This window comes from Micromonospora sp. LZ37 (assembly GCF_059359015.1).
This window is the reverse complement of sequence record NZ_JCADBL010000004.1, coordinates 274210-289310: the sequence shown is the minus strand read 5'-3', so window position 1 is coordinate 289310 and position 15101 is coordinate 274210. Positions and strand designations below refer to the sequence as shown.

The 15101-nt window shown below is 73.9% G+C and carries 13 protein-coding genes and 1 pseudogene; 9 read left to right on the top strand and 5 right to left on the bottom strand.

What is annotated here, in order from left to right; translation table 11 throughout:
• Nucleotides 1–16: 16 nt before the first annotated feature.
• Nucleotides 17–1156: pseudogene (locus tag AC5L3Z_RS11485) on the bottom strand (MFS transporter); the annotation flags it as partial.
• Nucleotides 1157–1273: 117 nt separating this feature from the next.
• Between AC5L3Z_RS11485 and AC5L3Z_RS11480 the strand changes: the two are divergent.
• The 5 genes from AC5L3Z_RS11480 to AC5L3Z_RS11460 all read left to right on the top strand — a co-directional run bounded on the left by AC5L3Z_RS11480 (nt 1274) and on the right by AC5L3Z_RS11460 (nt 7506).
• On the top strand, nt 1274–1900 hold the full coding sequence (locus tag AC5L3Z_RS11480) for a TetR/AcrR family transcriptional regulator (RefSeq protein WP_494841530.1): 627 nt from the start codon (nt 1274–1276) through the stop codon (nt 1898–1900).
• A gap of 89 nt (nt 1901–1989) precedes the next feature.
• Entirely contained in the window at nt 1990–3327 is a 1338-nt protein-coding gene (locus tag AC5L3Z_RS11475) for an acetyl-CoA carboxylase biotin carboxylase subunit (RefSeq protein WP_494841529.1), read from the top strand.
• Between the two features lie 210 nt (nt 3328–3537).
• A complete protein-coding gene (locus AC5L3Z_RS11470; protein WP_494841528.1) occupies nt 3538–4458 on the top strand; it encodes a hydroxymethylglutaryl-CoA lyase in 921 nt (306 codons plus the stop codon).
• A gap of 250 nt (nt 4459–4708) precedes the next feature.
• Nucleotides 4709–6241, top strand: a complete 1533-nt coding sequence (locus AC5L3Z_RS11465) for an acyl-CoA carboxylase subunit beta (RefSeq protein WP_494841527.1) — start codon at nt 4709–4711, stop codon at nt 6239–6241.
• Between the two features lie 110 nt (nt 6242–6351).
• Nucleotides 6352–7506, top strand: a complete 1155-nt coding sequence (locus AC5L3Z_RS11460) for an acyl-CoA dehydrogenase family protein (RefSeq protein ID WP_494841526.1) — start codon at nt 6352–6354, stop codon at nt 7504–7506.
• A gap of 304 nt (nt 7507–7810) precedes the next feature.
• Here AC5L3Z_RS11460 and AC5L3Z_RS11455 read toward each other — a convergent pair whose 3' ends face one another.
• Entirely contained in the window at nt 7811–8311 is a 501-nt protein-coding gene (locus AC5L3Z_RS11455; RefSeq protein WP_494841525.1) for a MarR family winged helix-turn-helix transcriptional regulator, read from the bottom strand.
• Nucleotides 8312–8409: 98 nt separating this feature from the next.
• On the opposite strand from AC5L3Z_RS11455, the gene AC5L3Z_RS11450 reads away from it, so the two are divergent.
• The gene (locus AC5L3Z_RS11450; RefSeq protein WP_494841524.1) at nt 8410–8985 is read left to right on the top strand and encodes a YceI family protein; all 576 of its coding nucleotides are present in this window, start codon (nt 8410–8412) and stop codon (nt 8983–8985) included.
• Nucleotides 8986–9232: 247 nt separating this feature from the next.
• A complete protein-coding gene (locus tag AC5L3Z_RS11445) occupies nt 9233–10711 on the top strand; it encodes a glutamate-cysteine ligase family protein (protein WP_494841523.1) in 1479 nt (492 codons plus the stop codon).
• A 97-nt stretch (nt 10712–10808) separates the two neighbouring features.
• On the opposite strand, the gene AC5L3Z_RS11440 is transcribed toward AC5L3Z_RS11445, so the two are convergent.
• Nucleotides 10809–12134 (bottom strand): hypothetical protein, encoded by a 1326-nt coding sequence (locus AC5L3Z_RS11440; RefSeq protein WP_494841522.1) that lies wholly within the window; start codon nt 12132–12134, stop codon nt 10809–10811.
• A 115-nt stretch (nt 12135–12249) separates the two neighbouring features.
• Between AC5L3Z_RS11440 and AC5L3Z_RS11435 the strand changes: the two genes are divergently transcribed.
• Together AC5L3Z_RS11435 and AC5L3Z_RS11430 are read left to right on the top strand one after the other, a co-directional pair.
• Nucleotides 12250–12981 carry a PASTA domain-containing protein gene (locus AC5L3Z_RS11435; RefSeq protein WP_494841521.1) on the top strand — a complete coding sequence of 244 codons (732 nt, stop codon included), beginning with the start codon at nt 12250–12252 and terminating at the stop codon, nt 12979–12981.
• A gap of 98 nt (nt 12982–13079) precedes the next feature.
• Entirely contained in the window at nt 13080–13898 is an 819-nt protein-coding gene (locus tag AC5L3Z_RS11430) for a PASTA domain-containing protein (protein WP_494841520.1), read from the top strand.
• 4 nt (nt 13899–13902) lie between these two features.
• Here the strand turns inward: AC5L3Z_RS11430 and AC5L3Z_RS11425 are convergent, their stop codons facing one another.
• Entirely contained in the window at nt 13903–14394 is a 492-nt protein-coding gene (locus AC5L3Z_RS11425) for a hypothetical protein (protein WP_494841519.1), read from the bottom strand.
• A 103-nt stretch (nt 14395–14497) separates the two neighbouring features.
• Nucleotides 14498–14782: a hypothetical protein gene (locus AC5L3Z_RS11420; protein ID WP_494841518.1), complete on the bottom strand. Its 285-nt coding sequence runs from the start codon at nt 14780–14782 to the stop codon at nt 14498–14500.
• Nucleotides 14783–15101: the final 319 nt, after the last annotated feature.

The following is a 15101-nucleotide window of genomic DNA, read 5'->3' as shown; positions in this document are numbered from 1 at the left end:
GCGCGGTGCCGTACGCGGCCCCGACGATGCCGCCCAGCCCCGCGCCGACCGGCGCGGCGAGCAGCCCGACCACCCGCTGCGCGGCACCGACCCGGCCGAGCAGGTCAGCCGGCACATTGCGCTGCCCATAGGACGCCCGGAGGCTGTTCCACACCGTGGTGCCGGCGGCGAAGACGGCCAGCCCGAGCGCGCCCGGCACCGGATGGCGGGCCAGCGCGAACCCGGTCAGGGCGACGGTCTGCGCGGCGAGCACCACGCGCAGGGCGGGCACCGTGCCGAGCCGGTCGGCCAGCCGGCCCGCGCCCAGGGCGCCGGCGAGGCCGCCCACGATCGCGGCGGCGGCGAACAGCCCGTACCCGGCGGGCGGCACCCGGAGCACGTCGAGCGCGTAGAGCACCAGCACCGCCAGCAGCGCGCTGATCGCCAGGTTGCTCGCCGCGGTCAACGCGGTGACCCGCCACAGCGTCCGGTCCCGCCGGATCCAGCGCAGCCCCTCCCCGGCCTCCCGCCACACCGACCGCCCCCGGCGGCGCCCGGTGACCGGCCCGGGCGGATGTGGCCGGTCGTCGAGGGGCCGGCCGGGCGCGGTGGGGCGCAGCGCGACGGTGAGCAGGGCGGCCGCGACGAAGGTGAGCGCGTCGAGGGCGAAGGGCAGGGGCGCGGCGAGGGAGAAGAGGACGCCGGCGACGGGGGCGCCGAGGAAGCCTCCGGCCACCGCCGTGCCGGCCTGGAGGCGGCCGTTGGCGGTGGGCAGGGCGGCCGGCGACACCACCGCCGGGAGCAGCGCGAACGCGGCGGCGTCGAAGAGGGTGCCGAGCGTGGCGAGCAGGAAGGCAGCCGTCACCAGCGTCGTGACGTCGGCCCGGTCGAGGGCGATCGCGACGGCCAGCCCACCCACCACGGCGGCCCGCAGCCCGTCCACCACGGCCATCGCCCGCCGCCGGTCCCAGCGGTCCGCGTACACCCCGCCGAGCAGGCCGAACAGCAGCGGTGGGAGCTGCGCCGCGACGGTCACCGCGGCGATCGCCCGAGGGTCGCGGGTCAGGGTCGCGGCGAGCAGGGCCAGTGCCGGCGTACGCAGGGCGTCGCCGAATCGGGAGGCGACGGTGGCCGACCAGAGCAGCCGGTAGTCGCGGCCGAGGCCGGAAGCGGTCATGCCGACGGAACCTGCCCCCTCGACCCGGTTGAGGGTCAAGTCCCCGCTCCCGGCTCCGAGGCGACCGACCGGTAACCGAGCCTCCCCGCCGTCCCGTCCGCGGTCTACGCTTGCCCGGTGACGGTGGGGCAGCAGGCAAGGGGCACGACGGGCGGCGCGGCGGGCACGGGCCGGCGCCGGTCCCGGCGCGACGAGATCCTGGAGATCGCGGTCGGGCTCTTCGCCGCCCGGGGCTACCACGGCGTGTCGATGGACGACATCGGCGCCGCCGCGGGGGTGACCGGTCCGGCTCTCTACCACCACTTCGCCGGCAAGGAGGCGATGCTGGTCGCGGCGCTGATCCCGGTCAGCGAGGGGCTGCTCGCCGGTGGCCAGGAGCGGGCGGCCGGCCACCCGGACGATCCGCGCGGCGCGCTGGAGTCGCTGATCGACTTCCACGTCGAGTTCGCGCTGGCCAACCCGGCGGTGATCGCGCTGCACCTGCACGAGCTGGACCGGCTCCCGGAGGAGCCGCGCCGCCGCATCCGTCGGCTCCAGCGCCTCTACGTCGAGGAGTGGGTGACCGTGCTGACGGCGCTGCACCCGGGCCTGCCCGACGGTGAGGCGCGGGTGCTGGCCCACGCCGCGTTCGGTCTGATGAACTCGACGCCGTTCCTGGGCGGCGAGGTGGACCGCCGTCGCCGCGCCGAGCTGCTGCGCGCCGCCACCGTCTCCGCCCTCCTCGCCCCCACCAACCCCTCCTGACCCGTGGCCACCAGGGTTGGCGACTCGTGAGTAACCCGGTGGGCGTGGTTCCCTAGCACTCGGTTCGACCCCCGGACGCTGGAGGAAACATGATCGAGTCGCTGCTGGTCGCCAACCGGGGCGAGATCGCCCGCCGGATCATCCGTACCGCCAAGCGGCTCGGCATCCGCGCGATCGCGGTGCACTCGGAGGCCGACGCCGACCTGCCGTTCGTCACCGAGGCCGACGAGGCGGTCTGTGTGGGCCCGGCCAACCCGGCGCTGAGCTACCGGAACACCGAGGCGATCCTCGCCGCCGCCAAGTCCACCGGCGCGCAGGCCATCCACCCCGGCTACGGCTTCCTCTCGGAGAACGCCGACTTCGCCCGTACCGTCTCCTCCAGCGGCCTGATCTGGGTCGGGCCCGGCGCGGACGCGATCACCGCGATGGGCGACAAGATCAATGCCCGGAACCTGATGGCCGCGGCGGGCGTCCCGGTCGCCCCCGGCACCACCGACCCGGCCGCCGACGTGGACGCGGCGGTCACCGCCGCCGCGGGGATCGGCTACCCGGTGATGGTCAAGGCGGCAGCCGGTGGCGGCGGCATGGGCATGGGCGTGGCCGCCGACGAGGCCGCGCTGCGCACCGAGTACGACAAGGTGCGCGCCTTCGCCGAGCGGATGTTCGGCGACGGCTCGGTGCTGATCGAGCGGTACTTCCCCCGGGTGCGCCACGTCGAGGTGCAGATCCTCGGCCTGGCCGACGGCCGGGTGGTGGCGCTGGGCGAGCGGGAGTGCTCGGTGCAGCGGCGCAACCAGAAGCTGGTCGAGGAGTCCCCGTCCCCGGCGGTCTCGCCGGAGCTGCGCGCGCGCTTCCTGGCCGCCGCCGTGCGCGCCGGCGAGGCGGTCGGCTACCGCAACGCGGGCACGGTGGAGTGCCTGCTCGATCCTGCCACGAACGAGTTCTTCTTCCTGGAGATGAACACCCGGCTCCAGGTGGAGCACCCGGTTACCGAGCTGGTCTACGGGGTGGACCTGGTCGAGGAGCAGCTGCGGGTGGCCGCCGGCCTGCCGCCGACCTTCGACCCGGACGCGCTCGCCCCGCGTGGGCACGCCATCGAGCTGCGCGTCAACGCCGAGGACCCGAAGCGCTTCCTGCCCGGTCCGGGCGCGATCAGGACCTGGGTCGAGCCGACCGGTGAGGGGGTCCGTGTGGACTCCGGTTACGTCGCCGGCAACACGGTCACCCCGTTCTACGACAGCCTGATGGCCAAGCTCATCGTCAGCGGCGCCACCCGCGCCGAGGCCATCGAGCGGGCCCGGGCGGCGGTCGCCGCGTTCGAGTTGGCCGGTCCGAAGAACAACCTCCCCTTCTTCGCCGAGCTGCTGGAGAACGAGGAGTTCCTCTCCGGCGACTACGACACCGGCATCGTCGGCCGGATGCGCTGAGACCCTTCGCCCGCCGGGCCGACGTCCGTCGGCCCGGTCGGCGGCGACTCCAGTCGAGGGGTGGGTCACGTTGGCGTGGCACCCTTTGCTCTGCTTCCCTGAAAGCAACACCGGACGTCCGGATACCGGACGACGGGCGTTGCCTCCGCCGCAGCAGAGCAAAGGGTGCCGCGGCACCGATCAGGACCACGTCACAGTGAGGTGACCGCGATGAGTCAGCTGCCAGCATCCGTGTCGATCCGTGAGGTCGGGCCGCGCGACGGGCTCCAGAACGAGGAGCCCATCCCCACCGACGCCAAGGTGCGGCTGCTCGACGCCCTCTCCCGGACCGGTGTACGGCGCATCGAGGCGGTGTCGTTCGTGCACCCGAAGGCGATCCCGCAGATGGCCGACGCCGACGAGGTGTGGCAGCGGGCGGCGAAGGCGGACGGGGTGCGCTACTCGGCGCTGGTGCCGAACACCCGGGGCGCGCAGCGGGCGCTCGCGGCCGGTTTCACCGAGATCGAGGTGGTGGTCTCGGCCAGCGACACGCACAACCGGCGCAACGTCAACCGGTCGACCGAGGAGTCGCTGGACGACATCGCCGAGCTGATCGACCTGCTGCACGGCGCCGGCGCGCAGGCCGAGGTGATCATCGCGACCAGCTTCGGCTGCCCGTACGAGGGGGACACCGACCCGGCGCGGGTCGCGGGCATCGTGGACCGGGTGGTCCGCGACGGCGCCGACCGGGTCGCGTTCGGCGACACCACCGGCATGGGCACTCCGCGCCGGGTCCGCGAGCTGATCACGGCGGTACGGGACCGCAACGCGCACGTGCCGGTGCTGCTGCACTTCCACAACACCCGGGGCACCGCGCTGGCGAACCTGCTGACCGCGCTGGAGCTGGGGGTCACCGAGTTCGACGCCAGCGTCGGTGGCCTCGGCGGCTGCCCGTACGCGCCCGGGGCCAGCGGCAACCTGGCCACCGAGGAGGCGGTGCACATGCTCCACGACATGGGCGTCGACACCGGCATCGACCTGGACGCCCTGGTCGAGGTGGCCGAGCTGGCCGAGGAGCTGGTCGGCAAGCAGCTCCCCTCCGGCGTCCTGCGCGCCGGCCCCCGTACCCGCCTCACCCCCCTCCCCACCTGACCGACCCCCGCCCCGCCCCGCCACCCCCGCCCGGTTGATCAAGAAGTTCGCGTCGGGATCCAGCCTGCGGACGACGCAAACTTCTTGATCACCGGCGGCGGGCGGCCGTGGGTGAGGCCGGGTGTGGGCGGGGTCGGGTCGGCCGGGTCCGTGGGTCGCCGGAGGGGTCTTCGATGCGCTAGCCTAACGATCGTTCAGGTCGGTCGGCCCGCTCACGAGGCGGCCCGGCCCAGGCGGCGAGGGAGTCGGCGTGACGCTCGACGGTGAGGCACTGGAGCAGCTGCGCAAGCGCGCCCGGGCCGGCGGTGCGGACAAGTACCACGCGGCGAACGCCGCCAAGGGCAAGCTCTTCGCCCGCGAGCGGGTGGCGCTCCTGGTCGACGAGGGCTCCTTCGTCGAGGACGGCCTCTACGCCAACGCGATGGCCGACGGGCTGCCCGCCGACGGCGTGGTCACCGGCACCGCCACCATCGGCGGCCGCCAGGTCTGCCTGATGGCCAACGACTCGACGGTCAAGGCCGGCAGCTGGGGCGCGCGTACCGTCGAGAAGATCATCCGAATCATCGAGCGGGCCTACTCGACCGGCGTGCCGATGGTCTACCTGGTCGACTCGGCCGGCGCTCGGATCACCGACCAGGTCGACCTCTTCCCCGGCCGCCGCGGCGCCGGGAAGATCTTCTGGAACCAGGTCCGCGCCTCCGGCTCGATCCCGCAGGTCTGCGCGCTCTTCGGGCCGAGCGCGGCTGGCGGGGCGTACATCCCGGCGTTCTGCGACGTGGTGGCCATGGTGGACGGCAACGCCAGCATGTACCTCGGCTCCGACCGGATGGTCGAGATGGTCACCGGGGAGAAGACCACCCTCGAGGCGATGGGCGGGGCGAAGGTGCACTGCGCCGAGTCCGGCGTCGGGCACTTCCTCTGCAAGACCGAGGCCGACGCGCTCGACGTGGTGCGGACCTACCTGTCGTACCTGCCGGCGAACTGGACCGAGCAGCCGCCCGCCGCGCCCGCGAAGCAGGCGTCCGACAAGGTCGACCTGGCCGCGCTGGTCCCGGCCAGCGAGCGGCAGGCGTTCGACATGCGCCGGTACGTCAAGGGCCTGCTCGACGACGGCTCCTTCTTCGAGATCCAGGCGCTCTGGGCCAAGGAGCTGACCATCGGTTTCGGCCGGTTGAACGGCGAGGTCGTCGGCGTGGTCGGCAACAACTCGATGTTCAAGGGCGGCGTCCTCTTCGTCGACTCCGCCGACAAGGCGACCCGGTTCGTGCAGCTCTGCGACGCGTTCAACGTGCCGCTGCTCTTCCTCAGCGACGTGCCCGGCTTCATGGTCGGCAGCGCGGTGGAGAAGCAGGGCATCATCCGGCACGGCGCCAAGATGATCACCGCCATCTCCGAGGCGACCGTACCGAAGATCTGCGTGGTGGTCCGCAAGGCGTACGGCGCCGGGCTCTACGCGATGGCCGGCCCCGGCTTCGAGCCGGACGCCACCATCGCCCTGCCCACCGCCAAGATCGCGGTGATGGGTGCGGAGGCGGCCGTCAACGCGGTCTACGCCAACAAGATCGCCGCGATCGCGGACCCGGACGAGCGCGCCGCGTTCGTCGCCGCGAAGCGCGAGGAGTACGAGCGGGACATCGACGTCGTCCGGCTCGCCAGCGAGCTGGTCATCGACGCGATCGTCGAGCCGCACGAGCTGCGCGCCGAGCTGGTCCGTCGGTTCGCCGCGGCACGCACCAAGGACCGGCACTTCTCCCGGCGCCGGCACGGCGTCACCCCGGTCTGACCGGGCGCACCGCAGGCCGCCGCTCAATCCCGGCACAGCGACCAGAGATCCCGCGACCCGCCCGACGTCACGAGCGACCGGCGGCGCGCCGTCCGTACCAGGAGGAACCCATGGACTTCCGGCTCAGCTCCGAACAAGAGGCACTGCGGGACAGCGTGCGGGACTTCGCCCGCGAGGTGGTCGCCTCGGTCATCGCCGAGCACTACGAGAAGCACACCTTCCCGTACGAGGTCATCCGGCAGATGGGCAAGATGGGGCTGTTCGGGCTGCCCTTCGGCGAGGAGCACGGCGGCATGGGCGGCGACTACTTCGCGCTCTGCCTGGCCCTGGAGGAGCTGGCCCGGGTCGACTCCAGCGTGGCGATCACCCTGGAGGCGGCGGTCTCCCTCGGCGCGATGCCGATCTACCGCTTCGGCACCGAGGAGCAGAAGGCGCAGTGGCTGCCGAAGCTGCTCAGCGGCGAGGCGCTGGCCGGCTTCGGGCTGACCGAGCCGGGCACCGGCTCGGACGCCGGCGGCACCCAGACCCGGGCGGTGCTCGACGAGGCGACGGACGAGTGGGTGATCAACGGTTCGAAGGCGTTCATCACCAACTCCGGGACCGACATCACCGCCCTGGTCACGGTCACCGCGGTCACCGGCACCCGCCCGGACGGCTCGAAGGAGCTGTCCACCATCATCGTGCCCTCCGGTACGCCGGGCTTCACCGTCGCGCCGGGCTACTCCAAGGTCGGCTGGAACGCCTCCGACACCCACGAGCTGACCTTCGACGACTGCCGGGTGCCGGCGGCGAACCTGCTCGGCGAGCGGGGTCGGGGCTTCGCCCAGTTCCTGCGCATCCTCGACGAGGGTCGGATCGCCATCGCGGCGCTCGCGGTGGGTCTCGCCCAGGGCTGCGTCGACGAGTCGCTGAAGTACGCCAAGGAGCGCCAGGCCTTCGGCCAGCCGATCGGCAACTACCAGGCGATCCAGTTCAAGATCGCCGACATGGAGCTGAAGGCGCACACGGCCCGGCTGGCGTACTACGACGCGGCCGCGCGGATGCTCGCCGGTGAGCCGTTCAAGCGCCAGGCGGCCATCGCCAAGCTGCACGCCAGCACCGTGGCGGTGGACAACGCCCGCGAGGCCACCCAGATCCACGGCGGCTACGGCTTCATGAACGAGTACCCGGTGGCCCGCTTCTGGCGGGACTCCAAGATCCTGGAGATCGGCGAGGGCACCTCCGAGGTCCAGCGCATGATCATCGCTCGCGACCTGGGTCTGTAGGAGAGGGAGCCTGTCCGGCATCGGAGTCGGCCGGGTCGGGTGGGCGAGGTTCGGCTGCCTGCCGTCGCTGGTCGCGGGCCGGGCGGTCCGTTCCGCGGGCTGAAACCGGTGTGGCGCGGGGGCGGCGCGAGCGAAGGAGACCCTGGTCGTGCCCCTCGCTCAATCGCTCGCGCCGGCACCCCCGGTGCGCCCCCGCGAAGCCGAAGGCCAACCGTCGCCGATGACCGTTCTGCGGGTGTCGGCGCGGTTTTCCCGCCCCGGAGGGGCGGTTCTGCCGGTGCGCCCGGCCGGTTCGGTGGCGCCGTCAGGCCTTCGCCTCGTGGGCGGGAGCGGGACCGGCGCTGCCGGCGGTCGCGCCCGGGTGGACGGCGTCGCGTACCCGGCGCAGCCCGTCGAGCATGGCCGCCAGGGCGTCGGGGGTGAGCTGCCCGGTGAACCACTGCTCGATGATCCGCAGGTGGCCCGGGAGGGTCTCGTCGAGCCGCTTCAGGCCGGAGGGCGTGATCACGGCGTACGAGCTGCGCCGGTCCGACGGGCAGGCCTGGCGGAAGATCAGACCGTCGCGCTCCATCCGGTCCACCACCCGGGTGACGCCGCTGGTGGAGAGGGAGGTCTGCGCGGCGAGGTCGGTCATCCGCAACTGGTTGTGGGGTGACCGGGCCAGCCGCATGAGCACCTCGAACTCGACCGCGGAGAGGCCGTGCTCCTCGTACTGGGCGGCGAACCGGGCGGTCAGCCCCGCGTGCGCCTCGTAGAGCAGGCCGATGGCGGTGATCCGGGGGTCGTCGAACACGTTCTGGTCCACCTGGTCATCCTAACAGTGCTTGACACGGGGAATGTTGTTCTGGATATAGTTGCCAAAGCAGTCGTTGGGCTACTAAACAAATCCTGGAGGGCAGCTTCATGAGCACCGAGTCGGTTACCCGCGACTGGGACGGCCTTACCATCCCCACCGCCGGCACCTACCTGCTGGACGCCGCGCACAAGCGGGTCGGCTTCGTCGCCCGGCACATGATGGTCAGCAAGGTGCGCGGCGAGTTCGCCGACGCCTCTGCCACGATCACCATCGCCGAGGATCCGACGCAGTCCTCGGTCTCCGCCACCATCCAGGCGGCGAGCATCGACACCAAGCAGGCCGACCGCGACGCCCACCTGCGCAGCGCCGAGTTCCTCGACGCCGAGGCGTTCCCGACGCTGGAGTACCGCAGCACCGGGGTCAAGTCCCGGGACGGCAACGAGTTCGTGCTGCTGGGCGACCTGACCGTCAAGGGTGTCACCCGCCAGGTCGAGCTGGACGTCACGTTCGAGGGCGTCGGCCACAGCCCGTTCGGCCAGGACATCTTCGGCTTCTCCGCCAGCGCCGAGATCGACCGGGAGGACTTCGGTCTGACCTGGAACGTCGCGCTGGAGACCGGCGGCGTGCTGGTCGGCAAGAAGATCAAGATCGAGATCGAGGGCGAGGCCATCCGCCAGGCCTGATCGACCCCCGTCGACCCGACGAGGCCCCTGCTTCCCCTGAGGCAGGGGCCTCGTCGTGCGTCCAGGTGCGAATTGTCACTGAATGTTCGCAGCTCGGCCGGGTGCCGGCAGCGGACCCTGGGTAGAGATGCCCGGAGTGCGTACCGGTCGGGACTCTGGCCCTGGCGAGGTGGGCGCTCTTACCGTGGTGGTTCACAACGCGCGGCGGGACGACACGTTCCCGCGGCGCCTCGCGCCGGGAGGGCACATGGGTAGGGACGTCGAGCAGGGCGCCTTCTCCCGGGAGGACCGGGTCCGCTACCGGCAGAAGGTCCGGCGGTGCCTGGACGTCTTCGCGCTGATGCTGGACGACTTCGGCTTCGACGCCGACCGGCCCATGACCGGCCTGGAGATCGAACTCAACCTGATGGACCCGGCGGCCGAACCGGCCATGCGCAACGAGGAGATCCTCGCCGCCATCGCCGACCCGCTGTTCCAGACCGAGCTGGGGCAGTTCAACCTCGAACTGAACGCCGAACCCCGGTTGATCGACGGCACCGGCTTCGCCGACTACGAGCGGGACCTGCGCAGCAGCCTCACCCGGGCCGACGAGCGGGCGGCCCGGTCGGACGCCCGGATCGTGCTGGTCGGCATCCTGCCCACCCTCACCGAGCGGCACCTGGTGGCCGACAACCTCTCCACCAACGAGCGCTACCGGGTGCTCAACGACCAGATCGTCGGTGCCCGGGGCGAGGACATCGAGCTGGACATCCGGGGCGTCGAGCGGCTCCAGACGCACACCGACTCGATCGCCCCCGAGGCCGCCTGCACCAGCCTCCAGTTCCACCTCCAGGTCGCCCCGGACAGCTTCGCCGACTACTGGAACGCCTCCCAGGCCATCGCCGGGGTCCAGGTCGCGGTCGGGGCCAACTCCCCGTTCCTGTACGGCCGCCAGCTCTGGGCCGAGACCCGGATCGCGCTCTTCGAGCAGGCCACCGACACCCGCCCCGACGAGCTCAAGGCCCAGGGCGTACGCCCGCGGGTGTGGTTCGGCGAGCGCTGGATCACCTCGATCTTCGACCTCTTCGAGGAGAACGTCCGCTACTTCCCGCCGCTGCTGCCGATCTGCGAGGACGAGGATCCGGTGGACGTGCTGCACGCCGGCGGCGTTCCCGAGCTGTCCGAGTTGCGGCTGCACAACGGGACGGTCTACCGCTGGAACCGGCCGGTCTACGACATCATGAACGGCCGTCCGCACCTGCGGGTCGAGAACCGGGTGCTGCCGGCGGGCCCCACCGTGGTCGACATGCTGGCCAACGCCGCCCTCTACTTCGGCCTGGCCCGTGGGCTCGCCGAGTCCGACCGGCCGATCTGGAGCCAGCTCACCTTCAGCTCCGCCGAGGAGAACTTCCACGCCGCCGCCCGCCGGGGGATGGACGCCGTCCTGCACTGGCCCCGCCTCGGCGAGGTGCCGGTCACCAAGCTGGTGCTGGACACCCTGCTCCCGACGGCGGCCACCGGGCTGGACCGCTTCGGGGTGGCGCCCGCCGAACGGGACCGGCTGCTCGGCATCATCGAGCAGCGCTGCCGTACCGGCCGCAACGGGGCGGTCTGGCAGACCGAGGCCGTCTGGGCGGCCGAGCGGCACCGGGGCATGGACCGCGACGCGGCCCTGCACCACATGGCCAGCCGCTACGCGGAGCTGCAACGCACCAACGAGCCCGTCCACACCTGGCCGGTCGACTGATCCTGCCCGGCGGCTCGCTCCCGGCGCCGGCGGCGTCGCGGCTGCCGGGTGGAAGCCGGTCCGGCTTGCGCGGGACCGCGCCGAGCGGACGGGGTGGTCAGCGGGGGCGGCGGGTGCCCGAGCCGGGTTCCGGCGCCGGCCCGGTGACCGGCTCGTCCGTGACCGCCGGCTCGACGCCCGGCCCGGCGGCTGGCTTCCGGGGCGCTGCCGGCTCGGCCGGCTTCGGGGACGCTACCGCCCGGCTCCGTCGGGGCGGACGGGCTCGCCCTACCGGACCGCCGGGAGGGGCCGCATCCCGGCTGCTCGCCGAGGCCCGCGGGGTGTCGGCCTCCGCCGGATCGCCCATCGTGGCGGCGCCGCCCGTCGCCGGGTCGACCGTTGCGGGGGAACCGGCCGCGACCTCGGTGACGGCGCCGGTGCGGCGGGCAGCGGCGCCGACCGGGGTCTGGTCGGCGGCCGGCAACGGATCGGCAGCCGCCGGCAGGTCGTCCGGGTCGCCGGTCCGCTGGCGCGGCACCGTCACCGCACCCCGGGCGGCGGCCCGCCGCTCGGCCCGCTGGGCGAGCGCGGCCACCAGCGCCGATCCGGCCACCCCGACGACGACCGCGTACGGCGCGATCAGGTGGGCCGAGACCTGCGCCGGGGCGATGGTCGCCAACCGGGGCACGGCGAGGAAGTACGCGACCGCGACGAGCAGCGGTCCGGCCGCCCCGGAGATCGCCGCGCCGAGCCGCCGCTCCGCCAGCCGGGCGGTACGCCGGGCGGCCAACGCGCCGATCACCAGCGCGGACCCCGTCGCGAGCAGGGCGCCGGGCCAGTAGAGATAGTCACGGACCCAGAACCGGACGCTGTCGTGGGCGATCTGCCAGATGCCGAGCTGGGCGCTGGTGAGGCCGCGCCCGGCGAGCACCCCGTCCACCACCGAGACCACGGCGAGCAGCCAGAGCCAGCCCACGGTGGCGGCCACGTTGGCCGCCACAGCCCGGGAGTGCAGCGCCCACACCGCCGCCACCAGCCCGACCAGCACGCCGATGCCGGCGTACCCGGCGGCGACGGTCTGCGGGGAGAAGGTGTCCGGCACGGTCGCCGCCCGGGCCGGCACGGCCACCAGCAGCACGGTGACGAGCGCGCCGACGGCCCCCGCGACGGCGAGCGTCACCCGGTGCAGCGTGCCGCCCGGCTCGGGGTGCCCGCCGCGCTCGTGCAGCCGTTGCGCGCAGACGGCGCCGAGGACGGCGGAGACCGCCGCGATCCAGGTCGCCCAGGCGAGGCTGGCGAACCAGGCCGCCTCGGTGGCCGTGGCATCGACCGGCGTCCAGTTGACGATGCCCAGGCCGTAGCCGAAGCCCAGTTGGGCCGCGCCCACGCCGGCAGCGACGCCGACCGCGGTGGCGACCGATCCTCCCCAGCCCCGTCCAGCCATGCCGGGGAGCGTAGCGTTCCCTGGTCGGCGCGGCGAGCCGTGCGACGGCGGAAGCACAGCCGGTGACGGGTGGGCGGTGCCCGTTACCGTCGCCGGTGACGAGGTGGGGAGCGCGATGACGGACGGACACACCGGGCGGGAAGCGGTGCGGCGACTGCCGGGCGGCGCCGGCGACCAGGGGGCCGCCGGGGCGGAGCGGGGTGACGGGCGAGCCGGTCGGGCGACCGTGCTGCTCGGCGGCGGCCTGGCGGTCGTCCTGCTCGCCGCGGTCGGGGCGACCGCCGGCTGGCTGCTCGCCGAGCCGGCTGGTGATCCGCCCGCCGGGCCGCCGGCCGCGGCGGTGACGGACGCGACCACCCCGGCCGGGGACCGGCCGACCAGCGCGCGGCCGACGGCCGGCCGGACCACGTCACCGCCCGCGCCGGACGACACTCCCGCCGGGCTGACCGTGCCACCCCTGATCGGTACGGACTTCGTGGCGGCCCGTGCGGAGCTGCGCGACCGCAAGCTCGGCTGGCGGCTGGTCTTCGGCAGCGGCTCGGGTCGGACCGTGCAGCGCACCGAGCCCGCCGCCGGCACGCCGGTGCGCCGGGGGACGACCGTCCGGGTCCACGTCGCCGGGCCCGCGCCGGCGGTGACCGTGCCGTCGCTGGTCGGTGAGGACTGCGACGACGCCGCCGACGACCTCGGCGAGGCCGGACTGTTCCCCCGGTACCGGACGGGCCGGGACGGCACCGTCGTCGACCAGGAGCCCGCCGCCGGCGCCACGGCGTACTGGAACGACCCGGTGGCCCTCACCTGCGGTGACGAGGTTCCCGCCACGAGCGGCGCCCCGGCGACTCCGTGACGGGCGGGTCGCCGCGCTGATCCCGGCCGCCGGTGACCGCGACGGCTACCTTGGACGGTCGAGGGCCGTGCCGCCCGCCCGGTGGGAGAGGACGTGCGATGAGCGACGACCGCCAGGAGCCACCCGCCGACGACGCGACGCGACCGCTGCCCCCGGCCGCGGCCGACCGGACCCGCCGGCTGCCCCCGCCGGGCGACCGCCCCGCCGGGCAGCCGCTGGACGCGACCGCCCCGCGCGAGCCGGTGGACGCGACCGCCCCGCACGAGCCGGTGGACGCGACCCGCCCGCTGCCGCCGCCGGCTGACGACGCGACCCGGCGGCAGCCGGCCGCTGTGCCCGCCGCGACCGTGTGGTCCGGGCGGGCCGGGGTGCCGCCGCCCCGGCCGGCCGACTACCAGGAGCCAGACGAGTGGTACGCCGAGGACCAGCGTGACCGGCGGTGGTGGACGCCGATCCTGCTGGCGATCCTGGCCCTGTTGCTGCTGGGGTTGCTGGGGGCCGGCATCTGGCTGGCGCTGCGGGCCGTCGAGGAACCCGGGTCCGATCCGGCGCCCCCGCCGGTGCCCAGCAGCGCTCCGGTCACCACCGCCGCGCCGGCGACCACCGCGCCGACCACGGAGCCGCCGACCAGCCCGCCGACCACCACCGCCGTCGACCGGGTCCCGGTGCCGCCCCTGGTGGGGGTGCCCAGGGCGTCGGCCGAGGCGATCATGGACCGGCTCGGCCTGTCGTACCAGGTGCGGACCCGGTCGTCGGACGACCAGCGGCCGGGCACGGTGATCGAGACCGACCCGGAGGCGGGTGAGCTGGTACGCACCGACGAGGTGGTGACGCTGGTCGTCGCCGCCGCGCCGCCGCCGACCCCGTCGCGGACCGAGGAGCCGGAGCCGACGCCCGAGGAGACCCCGACCCGGTGACGGCTCACCACCTCCGGCGTCTGGTCCCGACCAGGCCCAGCCCGGCCAGCGAGATGGCCAGCCCGAGCAGCCCGGAGTAGAAGAGCGACTGGCTGAGGCTCTGCGTCCCACCGGTCGCCGCGCCCCGGGTCGCCGGCCCGGCCACCGCCTCGCCGCCGGCTGACCCGTCGGCCGGTCGGTCGGCCTCCGGGACGGAGTCGCCGCCGACGGCGCCGGGGTCACCGGCGAGATCGCCGCCGGAGTCGTCGGCCGACTCGGCCGCGCTCCAGTCGTCGAGCTGGCTCGGGTCGCTGTCGTCCGGATCTTCGGAGCCCTCCCCGACCACGGTGATCTCGGGGGCGGGCACCGGCTCGGTCAGCCGGGTGGTCGACTCCGCCGGATAGCGGATCACCACCGCGAGGGTGACGGCGGCGGCGACCAGCGCCAGCAGTCCGAACGCGTAGGAGATACGGGACCTGTGGTGCCGCCGCGCGGCGGGCATTTCGACCATGGCCATCCCAGGTTCAGGGTCCGGGACGCGCGCGGGGTGGTGACTTTCGCCGGGGTGGGCGTACCGATTCTATGGCCGCGGTACGCCCCCCGGCCGGGTAATGGCGGGCTCAGCCCACCGGCACCGGGGCCCGGTTGAGGGGCCGCCGGGGTCGTACGGTGTGCGGACGGGGCGGCGGCGCGGCCTGGAGCTGCCGGATCCCCGCCTGTTGTACGAAGATCGACCGACGGTTGACCGCGTCCCCCGCCGCGTTCAACTCGTAGCCGTCGAGCCAGAGCCAACCGTCGTAGGTCGGCCAGTCGAGCACTCGGATGACCCGGAAGGTGATGGGCCGGAGGAACTGGACACTCGCCGCGCGAGTCACGTGCAGTACGTCACCGGAGCGGGGAAGCACATGGGCTCCTGGGAGGACATGGCCGGCGTTGCGAGCCGACCGGAGCTGATCGGGGGAAGGTCGTGCTGGTCCGGCTGGGGTCGTGCCTCGTGGACCGGTGGATCGGTGGTGCTGGTCGGGCCGTATCCGCGGTGGCGGACCGCCACCCGACCATCACCGGACTGCTCCCGGGTACCGCGCCCGCCGCCGCAGCCGTCGGGCGTGCAGCGGCGGGGTCATCACCCCGGGGCAGGTCTCGTCGTCGCGGTTGGCGCGGGCGCCTCGTCCGTCGACCCGGAGCCCGGTGGGATCACCACGCCGCGGGAGGGTTCGGGAACGC

Excerpts from the sequence above, each read along its gene's own strand:
- AC5L3Z_RS11430 (WP_494841520.1), top strand. The coding sequence starts at position 13,080 with ATGAGCGACGACCGCCAGGAGCCACCCGCCGACGACGCGACGCGACCG.
- AC5L3Z_RS11450 (WP_494841524.1), top strand. The coding sequence starts at position 8,410 with ATGAGCACCGAGTCGGTTACCCGCGACTGGGACGGCCTTACCATCCCC.
- AC5L3Z_RS11435 (WP_494841521.1), top strand. The coding sequence starts at position 12,250 with ATGACGGACGGACACACCGGGCGGGAAGCGGTGCGGCGACTGCCGGGC.
- AC5L3Z_RS11460 (WP_494841526.1), top strand. The coding sequence starts at position 6,352 with ATGGACTTCCGGCTCAGCTCCGAACAAGAGGCACTGCGGGACAGCGTG.
- AC5L3Z_RS11425 (WP_494841519.1), bottom strand. The coding sequence starts at position 14,394 with ATGGCCATGGTCGAAATGCCCGCCGCGCGGCGGCACCACAGGTCCCGT.
- AC5L3Z_RS11440 (WP_494841522.1), bottom strand. The coding sequence starts at position 12,134 with ATGGCTGGACGGGGCTGGGGAGGATCGGTCGCCACCGCGGTCGGCGTC.
- AC5L3Z_RS11445 (WP_494841523.1), top strand. The coding sequence starts at position 9,233 with ATGGGTAGGGACGTCGAGCAGGGCGCCTTCTCCCGGGAGGACCGGGTC.
- AC5L3Z_RS11475 (WP_494841529.1), top strand. The coding sequence starts at position 1,990 with ATGATCGAGTCGCTGCTGGTCGCCAACCGGGGCGAGATCGCCCGCCGG.
- AC5L3Z_RS11470 (WP_494841528.1), top strand. The coding sequence starts at position 3,538 with ATGAGTCAGCTGCCAGCATCCGTGTCGATCCGTGAGGTCGGGCCGCGC.